Origin of the sequence: Micromonospora sp. LA-10 (assembly GCF_051853095.1) — a bacterium.
Classification (GTDB): Bacteria; Actinomycetota; Actinomycetes; order Mycobacteriales; family Micromonosporaceae; genus Micromonospora; species Micromonospora echinospora_A.
In genome coordinates this window covers 822,164-835,436 of the sequence record NZ_CP195710.1, presented here as the reverse complement: position 1 = coordinate 835,436, position 13,273 = coordinate 822,164, and the positions used below count along the sequence as shown (strand labels likewise).

The window sequence follows — 13,273 nt, the reverse complement described above, 5'->3', positions numbered from 1 at the left end:
CGGGCAGCCGGACGGGGCGGCAGCCGGCCGGCTGCCGCCCCTCGTGGTCCTGGTCTCAGCCGGCGCTGCAGCTCGTCCGCCACCGGTGTGAGGCGATGTTGTCGTTCGTGTTCGCCATGTAACCGTCGCGGTTGGAGCCCCAGCTGAACCAGGCCCCGGTGAGGTCGTCCCACGCGTCACCCGCGCCGAGGCAGGCGTACGCGCCGGTGTAGTTGGGGTGGATGTAGAGGGCGACCGGCCGGCCGCTGTTCGAGTCGTTCCACGCCGAGGACGCCAGGTTGCGCATGCTGGCCCTGTTGTTGTTGTCGCAGTTGGCGTTCTCGGCGACGTTGATCGTGTCCCAGTTGGTGTCGGCGTTGTACCACCAGCACCACCGGCCCGACCAGTAGGCGTCCTGGCTGACGTACAGGTAGCCGCTGCCGGCCGCCGCGCGCTGGGTGTCGGCGTGCGGGGTCGGCCGGGGCGCGGCCTGGGCGGCGGTGGCGGTGAAGGCCAGCGCGGCTGCCGCCGCGACCACTGTGGCCAGCACGGCACGTACTGCTCTCATGGGTTTCCCTCCGGTCGGGTCCTGCCGTGGCGGTCCGCCACGGACGTCGTGGGGTGGGTCAGCCGGCGGCCAGCGCGGCGCGGGCCCGCGGCAGCGCGGCGGTTTCGAAGCGCAGCCGGTCGGCCACCTCGGTGCGGAACCGTCGTTCGACGGCGCGGCGGTGCTCGGCGTCGAGCTGCCGGGAGAGCCGGCCGAGCCCGGTGCGCGTGGCGCAGGTCGCCTCGCTCACCGCCAGCTCGACTTCTCCGGTCGCGACGGAGCCGGACGCCGGTTCGGGCACCGACGCGCGGGCCGCGGCCGGGTCGGCGACGTCGTGCCCGGCGGCGCGCATGCACCGCCGCCACGCCGTCACGCCGGCGGCGTAGCGGGGGTCGGCGAGCACCCGGCCGACGCGCAGCCCGGCGAGGTTGTCGGTGATTTTGACGACGCGATACCAGCCGGGCAGGTCGAGATAGAGCCGGCGCTCCGCCTCCGAGGTGCAGCTGTGACTGCTGCGGCGCAGCACGCCGCCGGCCGGCAGCGTCGCGCGCAGGGCGTCCGGCTCGCCGGGGTCGCCGTTCACAGCGCGTACGGCGGCGGCGCCGCGCTCCGGCGGCAGTTCGCGGGCGTACCGCGCGTTCGGGGCGGCCGCCATCGCCTCCTGGAGCCGGCGTTCCAGGACGCCGCCGTATCCGTGGCGGCGGGCGTAGGACACGTCGTCGAGGACGTACGGGAACTCACGTCGCTCCGGCACCGGACGCCGGGGCGCCGGCCAGTAGCGGAACCCGCGACGCTGCATGCAGTCGCGGATCAGCAACTGCGTGGCGGCGTACAGCACCTCCGCGGGTGGGGCGGACGGGGGTGGGGCGGACACTGCCGGCGCGCTCGCGACAGGCGGCCCGGCCGCGCCGCGCTCGTCGGGCGGCGCTGCGGTGTCCCGGCCCGCGCCCATCGTCCCGGCGACCGCCGCCGCGAGGACGGCCGGAACCGCGACGGCGTACCACAGTGACCGCGACCGCCACGCCTTCGCCATGACACCCACCTCGGCCGTCCGGGGCGCCCGACGCGCCCGTCACAGACAGCTTCGGCACGGGGCACGCCCCGGGACAGAGGACTTCGATCAGGCTCGAACGACAGGTCCCCAGCGGGTCAGGGCTGGGCGGCGCGGGCGATGCTGGCCCGGATGGGCGCGTAGTGCTCGGCGATGGCCGAGCGCAGCGCCGCCGCGTCCCCGGAGGTGAGGGCGGCGACGATGGCCTGGTGCCGCTGGGCGGTGATCACCCGGTCCTCCGGCTCGGTCCGCAGGGTGGGCGCGACGATGGCCTGCACCTGCCAGAACGCCTCGGTCAGCTGCACCAGCAGGTCGTTGCCGAGCGGCTCCATCAGCTTCAGGTGGAAGGCCCGGTCGACGTCGAGGAAGTCCTCACCCTGTGCCGCCCGGCTGCGCATCTCCTCGGCGAGCGCGGACAGCTCCGACCGGTGCTCATCGTCGAGGGCGTCGATGACGGTGGCCGCCAGTCCCTGCTCCAGCGTCTGGCGGATGTCGACGACCTGGGCCAGTACGTGGTGGTCGTCCTCGCCGCTGAGCAGGCCCCGGAACGTCAGGCTCTCCACCAGGGCGTTGAGGGACATCCGGCCGACGAACGTGCCGTGACCGTGGCGCACCTCGACGATGTCGAGCGCGGAGAGGATCTTGACGGCCTCGCGGACGCTGGAGCGGCTGGCGCCGACCGCCTCGCACAGCTCCGCCTCGGTGGGCAGGAGATTGCCCGGCTTGAGGCGGTTGCGCAGGATGTACTCCTTGATCCTGGTGGCGACCTCCTGCCGGCGAGGGCTCGGCCGCTCGGCGCCGCGTAGCGGACTGGCGTCAATGGTCGTCATCTGCCCCTTGCCCTTCGTTTCCGAATCTGACACTCTCACCCTACCGGCATCAGACGTCAGACGTCATACACCTTATGCTTAACATCCCCGAGCGCGAGCGGTCACGCGAGCGCATGAAGAGCCTATGGAGGCAGCTACGTGAGCACCACCGGTAAGCCGTCGAGGAGCCGGCGCGCCCTGCGCGGCCGCGTCCGCTCCCTGACCGTCGCCTCCCTCGCGGGCGGACTCGCGGTCGCGCTGGCGGCCTGCAGTGGCGGTCCCGCCTCGACCAACGCCGTGGGCGACGGGAAGGGGGGCACGTCCATCGAGGCCACGCTGGCCTTCACGCTCTCCAGCGGTTTCGATCCCGGCAACGCCTCCTCGGCCGTGGCGACCGCTGTCAACCAGCACGTCTTCGAGGGCCTCGTCGACCTCGACCCGATCACGCGGGAACCCTACAACGCCCTGGCCAAGAGCGACCCGACCCCCGGGGCCGACGACCGGACCTGGACCGTGACGCTGCGCGACGGCGCGAAGTTCTCCGACGGCACCCCGGTCACCGCCGAGGACGTGGCCTGGTCCTTCACCCGCGTGCTCAAGCCCGCGGACCCGAAGGCGCCGCCGCTCATGCAGGGCTTCGTCTCCTTCATCGACGCCGTCACGGCCAAGGACGCGACGACCGTCGAGTTCACGCTGAAGTACCCGTTCGCGTTGTTCAGCGAGCGGATCGCGGTCATCAAGATCGTCCCCAAGGCGAAGACCGGTGACGCGGCCGCGGCCAAGGCGTTCGACACCGCCCCGATCGGCTCCGGCCCGTTCAAGGTGGACAGCGCGTCCAAGGAATCCGGCATCAAGCTGAGCAAGAACGCGAACTACAACGGCCCGCGCGCCGCCAAGGTCGAGACGATGACGTGGAACACCACCACCGAGGCGTCCGCCCGCGTGTCGGACCTGCAGGGCGGCCGGGTGCAGGCCATCGAGGCCGTGCCGTACCTGAACGTGGACTCGCTCAAGGACAAGTACACGATCGACGTGAAGCAGGCCTTCAACCAGGTCTTCCTCATGTTCAACAACGCCGCCGCGCCGTTCAGCGACAAGCGCGTCCGCCAGGCCCTGCACTACGCCATCGACAAGGACGCGGTCATCAAGACCGCGCTCAACGGCTACGGCAGCCCGGCGACCAGCTACCTCGACGAGGGCAACAAGGCGTACCAGAAGGCCGCCACCGTCTACGACTACAACCCGGACAAGGCCAAGGCGCTGCTCCAGGAGGCCGGCGTCACCAACCTGTCGTTCCGGCTCGACACCACCGACAGCTCCGTGGTCAAGGACGTCGCCCCGCTGGTCATCGAGCAGTGGAAGAAGATCGGCGTCAACGCCACGCTCAACACCGTGCCGTCCTCGGCCATCTACGGCGACATCGTCCCCAAGGACACGTTCCGGGTGCTCATGGCCACCGGTGACCCGAGCGTCTTCGGCGTCGACACCGACCTGCTGATGCGCTGGTACTACTTCGGCGAGACCTGGCCGGGGCAGCGCTACCGCTGGAGCGACGCCGACCGCAAGACCATGGGCGACCTGCTGGACAAGGCCGCGCAGACCTCCGACGAGGCGGCCCGCAAGGCGCTGTGGAAGCAGGCCCTGGACATGGCGGCGGACCAGGTGCCGCTGTACCCGATCCTGCACACCAAGGTCGTCACCGCGTACGACCCGGCCAAGGTGGACGGCTTCTCCGGCGCCTCCACCACCGGCCTGTACTTCCTGGGCACCGGCCGGACCGGCTGAGCCCACGCGCGGGGTTCCGGCCCCGCAGACGTCCCGCCCGGCCCACGTGACCCGTGCGGCCGGGCGGGCGTCCCGGCGCCCCCCGCCACGAGAAAGAGAATCCATGCTGACCGTCCTGAACCTGGTCGCACGACGATTCCTGACGCTGATCCCCCTGGTGCTGGGCATCACGCTCTTCGTCTTCGTGATCATGCAGTTCTCCCCGATCGACCCGGCGCTCTCAGTCCTCGGTGACCAGGCCACGCCGGCGCAGGTCGAGGCGTTCCGCGCCGCCAACGGCCTGAACGACCCGCTGCCGCTGCGCTACCTGCACTTCCTCGGTGACCTCGTCCGCGGTGACCTCGGCATGACGTTCCCGCCGTCGGTCCCGGTCGCCGAGAAGATCGCCATGGCGTTGCCGCTGACCATCCAGCTCACCGCGCTCGGCGTCGTCGGCGCGCTCGTCATCGCGCTGGCCCTCGGCATCCCCGCCGCCCTGTACCGGGACCGCTGGCCCGACCAGGTCATCCGGATCGTCTCCATGGCCGGCATCGCCACGCCGTCGTTCTGGCTGGCCCTGCTGTTCATCCAGGAGTTCTCGGTCCGCCGCCCGATCTTCCCGACCGGCGGATACGTCAACCCCGCCGACTCGGTCGGCCTCTGGTTGCAGTCCCTGGCCCTGCCCGCGCTGGCGCTCGCCGTACCGGTCGGCTGCTCGCTGGCCCGCATCGTCCGCACGTCGATGGTCGAGGAACTCGACAAGGACTACGTCCGCACCGCCGTCGGCGCCGGGCTGCCGCCGCGCGTGGTGATCGGCCGCAACGTGCTGCGCAACGCGCTGGTCAACCCGCTCACGGCGCTCGGCCTGCGCATCGGCTACCTGATCGGCGGCACCGTCGTCATCGAGGCCATCTTCTCGCTGCCCGGCATGGGCACCCAGATCATGAGCGCCGTCCAGCAGAACGACACCGCGCTCGCCCAGGGCACCGTGCTGACCATCGCGCTCTGCTTCGTCCTGGTCAACCTGGTCGTCGACATCCTCTACCTCTTCGCCAACCCCCGACTGCGCGGAGGCCACTGATGCGCCGCTCCCTCGCCACGCGGCTGTCCCGCCCCGGCATGGCCTTCGCCCGGCTCGGCCTCGCGGCCCGGTTCGCGCTCGGGTTCGTCGCACTCATCGTCGTGGTCGGCGTGCTCGCCCCGCTGCTGCTGCGCCACGACCCCACCCAGACCGGGCTCGGACCGGCGCTGACCGGCCCGAACGGCGACTTCTGGTTCGGCCTGGACAAGCTCGGCCGCGACGTCTTCTCCCGGCTGGTCGCCGGCACCCGCCGCTCGCTGATCGTCGGGTTCGGCGCGGCCGGCATCGCGCTGGTGCTCGGCGCCATCCTCGGCGCGATCGCCGGCAGCAGCCGGACCGTCGTCGACGAGATCATCATGCGCTGCCTCGACGTGGTCATGGCCTTCCCCACGATCGTGCTCTCCGCGCTGCTGATCATCTCGTTCGGCAAGAACAGCCTGCTGGTCCTCGTCATCGCGATCGGCTTCGTGTTCACCCCGTCGGTCGCGCGCATCGTCCGCGCCAACGTGCTGTCCCAGTACGGCGAGGACTATGTGGCCGCCGAGCGCATCATCGGCGCCCGCCGCCCGCACATCCTCTGGCGGCATGTGCTGCGCAACTGCGCCGCCCCGATCCTCGTCTTCGTCACCGTCATGGTGGCCGACGCGATCGTCTTCGAGGCGTCGCTGTCCTTCATCGGCGGCGGCCTCGCCCCGCAGGAGGCGGCCTCCTCGTGGGGCTCGGTCATCGCCTTCGGCAAGGAGATGGTGCAGATCGGCGGCTGGTGGGCAACGTTCTTCCCCGGCCTGCTGATCCTGCTCACAGTGCTCGCGCTCAACGTGCTCTCCGAGGGCATGTCCGACGCCTGGGCCGCCCCGGCTGCGCGCCGCGCCACGTCCACCACCAGCGGTGACGCGCTGGAGCAGGCGCAGCCCGGCACCGGCGAGGTGGTCGAGCTACCAGGCCTGGCCGAGGCGGCGCAGCGGCTGCGCGAACGCGCCCGCCCGCTGCCGCAGGGCAAGCCGGTCCTTCAGGTCAGCGACCTGTCCATCGGCTTCGAGGGCCGCCACCGCGGCGTGGACATCGTCGACGGGCTCACCTTCGACGTACGCCCCGGCGAGGTCGTCGGCCTGGTGGGGGAGTCCGGCTCCGGCAAGTCGCTCAGCGTCCTCGCGGTGATGGGCCTGCTGCCGCAGGGCGCCCGGGTACGCGGCGAGATCCGCTTCCAGGACACGGACCTGCTGAAGCTGAACGCCAAGGGCCGCCGCGCCCTGATGGGCCGCGAGATCGCCATGGTCTACCAGGACGCGCTGTCGGCGCTGAACCCGGCGCTGCGCGTCGGCGCCCAGCTCGCCCAGATGATCCGCCGCGGCGGCACCCGCTCCGCCGAGGAGCTGATGCGGCTGGTCGGGCTCGACCCGCGGCGCACGCTCGCCGCGTACCCGCACGAGCTGTCCGGCGGCCAGCGGCAGCGCGTGGTGATCGCCATGGCGCTGTCCCGCGACCCGAAGCTGATCATCGCGGACGAGCCGACCACCGCGCTCGACGTCACGGTGCAGGCCCAGGTGATGAAGCTGCTGCTGGACCTGCGCGAGCGGCTCGGCTTCGCCCTCATCCTGGTCAGCCACGACCTCGCCCTGGTCAGTGACGTCTGCGACCGGGTCGTGGTGATGTACGGCGGCCAGATCGTCGAGACCGGCGTGACCGCCGACGTGATGGAGGCGCCCGCCCACCACTACGCCCGCGGCCTGCTCGGTTCCGTCCTGTCCCTGGAGACCGGCGCGGAACGGCTCACCCAGATCCGCGGCGTGGTGCCGTCACCGGCCGACTTCCCGAAGGGCTGCCGGTTCTCCGACCGTTGCCCGATGGCGACCGAGATCTGCCGGGACACCGCACCCGCCCTGGCGGGCACGGACGGCCACGGGTACGCCTGCCACCACCCCGCCGTCACCGTCAGCGAGAAGGAGCCGGCCCGATGAGCACCACCACCGAGCACCGGCCGATCGCCGAGCTGAACGACGTGCACGTGGTGCACGCCTCGCGCGGCGGCGGCATGTTCAGCCGGGAGAAGGTCTACGCGCTCACCGGCGCCGACCTGGTCATCCGGGCCGGCGAGACGGTCGGCATCGTCGGCGAGTCCGGCTGCGGCAAGTCCACGTTGGCCAAGGTGCTCGTCGGCCTGCAACGGCCTACCGCCGGCACGGTGTCGTTCGCCGGCAAGGACGTGTGGTCGATGAGCGCCGCCGAACGGCGCGAACACATCGGCGCCGGCGTCGGCATGATCTTCCAGGACCCCGCCACGTCGCTGAACCGCCGCATGCCGGTACGCGACATCCTGCGCGACCCGCTCGACGTGCACCGCCGGGGCACCCGGGAGCAGCGCGAGAAGCGGGTGACCGAGCTGATGGCCCTGGTCGGCCTGCCCCGCTCGGTCGCCGACGTGCTGCCCAGCCAGCTCTCCGGCGGCCAGCGCCAGCGGGTGTCCATCGCCCGCGCGCTGGCCCTGGAACCGGGGCTGGTCATCGCCGACGAGCCGACCAGCTCGCTCGACGTGTCGGTCCGGGCGCAGATCCTCAACCTGCTGCTGGACCTCAAGGACCGGCTCGGACTGGCCATGGTGCTGGTGTCGCACGACATCCAGACCGTCAAGCGGGTCAGCGACCGGGTCGTCACCATGTACCTGGGCCGCATCGTCGAGCAGACGCCCGCCGACCTGCTCCCCGAGGGCGGACGGCACCCGTACACCCGGGCGCTGTTCTCGGCCACGCCGGGCCTGCTCTCGCCGATCGAGCCCATTCCGCTGGTCGGCCCGGTCCCGTCCGCGACCCGGCCGCCGAGCGGCTGCCCGTTCCGGACCCGCTGCTGGGCCGTCACCGACGGCTGCGCCGTGGACATGCCCGCGCCGCGCCCCGCCGAGGGCACCGGCCACGAGTTCCGCTGCCACCACCCGGTGCCCGCCGGAACCGCCAACACCGAACTGGTCGCGCTCGCCGCCTCGGCGACCGGCCGCACCACAACTGAGTCTGTCGAGGAGAACCTGTGACCACCCCCGCCCCGCGGTTCGCCGGAGTCGTGCCGCCGGCCGTCACCCCCCTGACCGAGGAGGGCGAGGTCGACGTCCACTCCCTGGAACGGCTGGTCGAGTGGCTGCTCGACGCCGGGGTCGACGGCATCTTCGCGCTCGGCAGCTCCGGCGAGACGGTCTTTCTCACCGACCGGCAGCGGGACCTGGCGCTGGAGACCATCGTCAAGACCGCCGGCGGCGCCGTGCCGGTCCTCGCCGGCTGCATCGAACCGACCACCCGCCGCGTCGTGGAACGGGCCGAGGCGTCCACCCGCCTCGGCGCGGACGGCCTGGTCGTGACCGCGCCGTTCTACGCCATCGTCGGCCCGCACGAGATCGAGCGGCACTTCCGCGCGGTCGCCGCCGCGGTCGAGCTTCCGCTGCTGGCGTACGACATCCCGGTCTGCGTGCACAGCAAGCTCTCCGTCGACCTGCTGACCCGGCTCGCCGCCGACGGCGTGCTCGCAGGAGTCAAGGACTCCAGCGGCGACGACGTCGCGTTCCGCCAGCTGGCGCTGGCCGTCGCCGAGCACGCGCCGGAGCGCGACTTCAGCCTGCTCACCGGCCACGAGGTGGTGGTCGACGCGATGATGCTCGCGGGCGGGTCCGGCTCGGTGCCCGGACTGGGCAACGTGGACCCCGCCGGGTACGTGCGGCTGCACCGCGCCTGCCTGGCCGGCGACTGGACCGCCGCCCGCCGGGAGCAGGACCGCCTGACCCGGCTGTTCCGCATCGTCGACGCCGCCGACCCGGCCACCTCGGCGGGCGCGACCCGGGGCGTCGGCGCGTTCAAGACCGCGCTGTCCCTGCTGGGTGTCATCGCCGGCAACGCGGTGTCGCTGCCGCTGCGGCCGCTGGACGCCGCCGAGACGGGCCGCGTGCGTACCCAGCTGGAACTGGCCGGGCTGCTCTGACCATGCCTGAGGTGAGCACCATCGGTCTGGTCGCCGCGCTCGACATCGGCGGCACCAAGACCACCGCCGCGCTGGTCACCGCCGGGGGAGAGGTGGTCAGCCGGCGCACCGCGCCGACGCCGGGTCGCTCCGGCGCCGCAGCGGTGCTCGACACCGCCGCCGGCCTGGTCGAGAAGCTGCGGGCGGACGCGCCGGACGTCGTACGGGCGCTCGGCGTCGGCAGCGCCGGCGTGATCGACAGCGGTTCCGGCCGGGTGCTGTCCGCCACCGACGTGCTGACCGGGTGGACCGGCACGGACCTGCGCGGCGACCTGGCCCGGCGCCTGGGCGTGCCGGTGACCGTGATCAACGACGTGCACGCCCACGCGCTCGGCGAGGCGCGTCACGGCGTCGCGGCCGGACACGACACGGTGCTCTACGTCGCCGTGGGCACCGGCGTCGGCGCGTCGTTCGTCCTCGGCGAGACGGTGCTCGCCGGTGCGCACAGTGCGGCCGGGCACGCCGGGCACCAGCCGTCGCCGTACGCCGGAACGTTGCCCTGCACCTGCGGCGGGCGCGGGCACCTGGAGGCGATCGCCGCCGGGCCCGCGCTCACCGCCGAGTACATCCGGCGTACCGGCCGGCCGGTGGCCGACCTGCGGGCCGTCGCCGCGCTCGCGGCAGGCGGCGACGAGACGGCCCGGGACGTCGTCCGGCTCGGCGGCGCTGCTGTCGGTTCCGCCGTCGGCGGCCTGGTCAACGTGCTCGACCCGGCCGCCGTGGTGATCGGCGGTGGCGTCACCGGGCTCGGCGAGCCGTGGTGGCGCGCGCTGCGCGACGCGGTGCCCGCCGAGACGCTGCCCGCCCTGGCCGGCGTCCCGGTCCTCGCCTCCACCCTCGGCCCCGACGCGCCGCTGCTCGGCGCCGCCTCGCTCGCCTGGAAGGTCTCATGAACGCGCTCGTCGACCAGCTCCGTGACCGTCTGGTGGTCTCCTGTCAGGCGTACCCGGGTGAGCCGATGCGTGACCCGGACACCATGCGCCGGGTCGCGCTCGCCACCGTCCGGGGCGGCGCCGCCGGCATCCGCGCGCAGGGACTGGCGGATATCGCGGCCATCCGGGCGGCGGTGGACCTGCCGCTGATCGGGCTCTGGAAGGACGGCGACGACGACGTCTTCATCACCCCGACCCTCGATCACGCGCTCGCCGTCGCCGACGCCGGGGCGCACGTCGTCGCGCTCGACGGCACGTCCCGGCCCCGGCCCGACGGCCGTACCCTCGCCGAGACGGTCGCCGCCGTGCACGAGCGCACCGGCGCGCTCGTGATGGCCGACTGCTCCACGCTGGACGAGGGCGTCGCGGCGGCAGCCGCGGGCGCCGACCTGGTCGGCACCACGCTCGCCGGGTACACCGCGTACACCACGAAGGGCGACGGGCCGGACCTGGACCTGGTCGCCCGGCTCGCCGCCGCGGTCGACGTCCCGGTGGTCGCCGAGGGACGCATCCACACGCCGGAGCAGGCCGCGCAGGCGCTGCGGGCGGGCGCGTGGACGGTGGTGGTCGGCACCGCCATCACCCACCCGAGCACGATCACCGGCTGGTTCGCCGCTGCCGTGCGGGAGGCCGCGTCGTGCCGCTGACCGACTTCGACCTGGCCGGCTGCCTCGCGTACCGGCCGGAGCTGGACGTGCCGGCGGACCTGGACGCGTTCTGGGCGCGCACGCTCGACGGCGGCGGCGACCCGGCGGCGGCGGTCTACGAGCCGGTCGACACCGGGCTGACCCAGATCCGCACGCACGCCGCCACGATCCCCGGTTTCGGCGGCGAGCCGGTACGCGGATGGCTGCACCTGCCCGCCGGCGCCGACGGGCCGCTGCCCTGCGTGGTCGAGTACCTCGGCTACGGTCGGGGCCGCGGCCTGGCACACGAGAAGCTGTTCTGGGCCGCGGCCGGCTTCGCGCACCTGATCATGGACAGCCGGGGCCAGGGCTGGAGCGCTGCCACCGGCGGCACGCCCGACCCGCACCCCTACCCGGCCGGCACCGTGCCCGGCTTCCTCACCCGGGGCGTCGCCGATCCGGCGGAGCACTACTACCGGCGGCTCATCACCGACGCGGTCCGCTTCGCCGAGGCCGCCCGGCGGCACCCGGCCGTCGACCCGGCGCGGGTGGCGGTCACCGGCTTCAGCCAGGGCGGCGGCCTCGCCTTGGCCGCCGGCGCGCTGTGCCCGGACGTCGTCGCCGTCATGCCGGACGTGCCGTTCCTGTGCGACATCCGCCGGGGCGTGCGCGTCTCCGGGCCGGACAGCCCGTACGCCGAGGTCGTCGACTACCTCGCGCTGCACCGCGACCGCGCGGACCAGGTCTTCCGCACGCTGTCCTACCTGGACGCCGCCGTGCTCGCGCCCCGCGCCACCGCGCCGGCGCTGTTCTCCGTCGCCCTGCGCGACCAGGTCTGCCCGCCGTCGACCTGCTTCGCCGCCTACCACCGCTACGGCGGCGACAAGGACGTGCGGGTGTACGAGTTCAACGACCACGAGGGCGGCGAGGCGGCACACCAGCGCGAACAGCTCACCTGGTTGCGCGGGATCCTGGGCTAGCGCGCGCGTTCCACCACGTAGTCGGTCAGCTCCAGCAGGAAACGTCCGTCCTCGGTGTCGGCGGCGGCGCCCAGCGCCCGCTCACCCTCACGCCGGGCGGCGAGCGCGAGATCCCGGGCGCTGCGCCGCGCCGACTCCACACAGTCGTACGCGAGCAGCCGCCCGTGCAGCCAGCGCACCTCGGCGTCGGTGCGCTGCGCGCGGGTACGGCTCAGCAACCGCACGAGCCGTTCACGTTCCTCCGGCGTGCATCGCCGCATGAAGTCGATCAGGATCAGCGTGCGTTTGCCCTCCCACAGGTCACCGGCGATCTCCTTGCCGTACCGGGCGTAGTCGCCGACGAGGTTCAGCGCGTCGTCCTGGATCTGGAACGCCGCCCCCAGGTACCAGCCGTACCGGTCGAGCACGTCGACGGCGTTCTCCCAGCCGGTCGCCACGAGGACGCCGGTGCGGCACGGGTAGATGCACGTGTACCAGGAGGTCTTCTTCAGGCACATCCGGTAGTAGTCGTCCGCGTCCAGGTCGCACACGTTGTCGCGGATCCAGCCGATCTCGATGGCCTGCCCCTCCAGCGAGTGGCGCATCATCAGCTCGGTCTCGGTGAACAGCCGCCAGGCGATCCCGGATCCGAGCGCCGCCCGGTTCGCCGCCAGCCGCCGCAACGCCAGCAGGTTCGTCATGTTGCCGACGTTCAGCGCCACGCCCACGCCGTACTCGGCGTGCAGCGTCCGCCCGCCGCGCCGCTGCTCGCTCTCGTCCTGGATGTCGTCGTGGATGAGGAACGCGTTGTGGAACAACTCCACAGTCACGGCGGCGTTGAGGCCCACCGCGTCGCCGCCGCCGAACGCCCGGCACGTCGCCAGGCACAGCGCGGCGCGCAGACCCTTGCCCCAGCGCCGGGGGTACTCCGAGACCAGGTCGTACAGGTAGCGCGGGCCGCCGTCGGGCACGTCGTCGAGCAGCGCGCCGAGGGCGAGCCCGCGATAGCGCTCCAGCATCCGTTCCACGTGCCCGCCGGCCACCCCGGCGGTCGGCGCCATCGCGCCGCTACCGGTCCGTCGGCCGCTTCGGGGCCGGCGACGCCAGCCGGTCCGCGAGCCCGTTCGCGACCTCGGGGGCCAGCCGCGCGAGATTGAGTACGGTGTCCAGCGCGTCGTGCGCGTCCGACGTGTACCGGCGGATCACCTCGCCGCGCTGTTCGTCGGCCATCTTCAGCTGCCCGACCACGGTGTCGATGAGGGCGTGCCCGTCGGTGCGGACCCGCGCGACGAGTTCGTCGAACGCCTCCGGGTCCACCCGTCGGCTCTCGGTCAGCTTCTCCTCGAGCCGCCGGGCGCCGGCCAGCCCCGCCGCGAGTTCCTCCTCCAGCACCGTGGCCGCGTGGGTCACGGTCTCCGAGGTCTCCTCGGCCACCTTTTCGAAGCGTTCGTTCGTGCGCTCACGCTTGCCGTCTGTCATGGGCGAAGTGTCACCGGACCAGCGACGACGCACCAGGCGAGTGTCGCCAT

13 protein-coding genes are annotated in these 13,273 nt (G+C 72.9%); 8 read left to right on the top strand and 5 right to left on the bottom strand.

Annotated features, from left to right (window positions below; all coding sequences use genetic code 11):
• Positions 1 to 55: 55 nt before the first annotated feature.
• The 3 genes from ACSDG8_RS04065 to ACSDG8_RS04055 all read right to left on the bottom strand — a co-directional run bounded on the left by ACSDG8_RS04065 (position 56) and on the right by ACSDG8_RS04055 (position 2,407).
• The gene (locus tag ACSDG8_RS04065; RefSeq protein WP_210891060.1) at positions 56 to 547 is read right to left on the bottom strand and encodes a hypothetical protein; all 492 of its coding nucleotides are present in this window, start codon (positions 545 to 547) and stop codon (positions 56 to 58) included.
• 58 nt (positions 548 to 605) lie between these two features.
• On the bottom strand, positions 606 to 1,559 hold the full coding sequence (locus tag ACSDG8_RS04060; protein WP_439427666.1) for a hypothetical protein: 954 nt from the start codon (positions 1,557 to 1,559) through the stop codon (positions 606 to 608).
• 116 nt (positions 1,560 to 1,675) lie between these two features.
• On the bottom strand, positions 1,676 to 2,407 hold the full coding sequence (locus ACSDG8_RS04055) for a FadR/GntR family transcriptional regulator (protein WP_439427665.1): 732 nt from the start codon (positions 2,405 to 2,407) through the stop codon (positions 1,676 to 1,678).
• 138 nt (positions 2,408 to 2,545) lie between these two features.
• On the opposite strand from ACSDG8_RS04055, the gene ACSDG8_RS04050 reads away from it, so the two are divergent.
• From ACSDG8_RS04050 to ACSDG8_RS04015, 8 genes are all read left to right on the top strand, one after another.
• Entirely contained in the window at positions 2,546 to 4,171 is a 1,626-nt protein-coding gene (locus ACSDG8_RS04050) for an ABC transporter substrate-binding protein (RefSeq protein ID WP_439427664.1), read from the top strand.
• A 103-nt stretch (positions 4,172 to 4,274) separates the two neighbouring features.
• Positions 4,275 to 5,231, top strand: a complete 957-nt coding sequence (locus tag ACSDG8_RS04045) for an ABC transporter permease (protein WP_064446265.1) — start codon at positions 4,275 to 4,277, stop codon at positions 5,229 to 5,231.
• Positions 5,231 to 7,189, top strand: coding sequence for a dipeptide/oligopeptide/nickel ABC transporter permease/ATP-binding protein (locus ACSDG8_RS04040; protein WP_439427663.1), 1,959 nt, complete (start codon positions 5,231 to 5,233; stop codon positions 7,187 to 7,189). The genes ACSDG8_RS04045 and ACSDG8_RS04040 overlap by 1 nt, the downstream gene beginning before the upstream one ends.
• Complete coding sequence (locus ACSDG8_RS04035; protein WP_210891069.1) at positions 7,186 to 8,253, top strand: oligopeptide/dipeptide ABC transporter ATP-binding protein; 1,068 nt, start codon at positions 7,186 to 7,188, stop codon at positions 8,251 to 8,253. Before ACSDG8_RS04040 ends, ACSDG8_RS04035 begins: the two co-directional genes overlap by 4 nt.
• Positions 8,250 to 9,188 carry a dihydrodipicolinate synthase family protein gene (locus ACSDG8_RS04030; protein ID WP_210891071.1) on the top strand — a complete coding sequence of 313 codons (939 nt, stop codon included), beginning with the start codon at positions 8,250 to 8,252 and terminating at the stop codon, positions 9,186 to 9,188. The genes ACSDG8_RS04035 and ACSDG8_RS04030 overlap by 4 nt, the downstream gene beginning before the upstream one ends.
• A 2-nt stretch (positions 9,189 to 9,190) precedes the next feature.
• Positions 9,191 to 10,120 carry an ROK family protein gene (locus ACSDG8_RS04025; RefSeq protein ID WP_439427662.1) on the top strand — a complete coding sequence of 310 codons (930 nt, stop codon included), beginning with the start codon at positions 9,191 to 9,193 and terminating at the stop codon, positions 10,118 to 10,120.
• Entirely contained in the window at positions 10,117 to 10,806 is a 690-nt protein-coding gene (locus ACSDG8_RS04020; protein WP_210891075.1) for an N-acetylmannosamine-6-phosphate 2-epimerase, read from the top strand. The genes ACSDG8_RS04025 and ACSDG8_RS04020 overlap by 4 nt, the downstream gene beginning before the upstream one ends.
• On the top strand, positions 10,797 to 11,765 hold the full coding sequence (locus tag ACSDG8_RS04015; protein ID WP_210891077.1) for an acetylxylan esterase: 969 nt from the start codon (positions 10,797 to 10,799) through the stop codon (positions 11,763 to 11,765). The genes ACSDG8_RS04020 and ACSDG8_RS04015 overlap by 10 nt, the downstream gene beginning before the upstream one ends.
• Here the strand turns inward: ACSDG8_RS04015 and ACSDG8_RS04010 are convergent.
• A complete protein-coding gene (locus ACSDG8_RS04010; protein WP_210891079.1) occupies positions 11,762 to 12,805 on the bottom strand; it encodes a polyprenyl synthetase family protein in 1,044 nt (347 codons plus the stop codon). The two genes, ACSDG8_RS04015 and ACSDG8_RS04010, sit on opposite strands and share 4 nt — an antisense overlap.
• Before the next feature lie 7 nt (positions 12,806 to 12,812).
• Positions 12,813 to 13,223, bottom strand: coding sequence for a hypothetical protein (locus ACSDG8_RS04005; protein WP_210891081.1), 411 nt, complete (start codon positions 13,221 to 13,223; stop codon positions 12,813 to 12,815).
• Between the last annotated feature and the right edge of the window lie 50 nt (positions 13,224 to 13,273).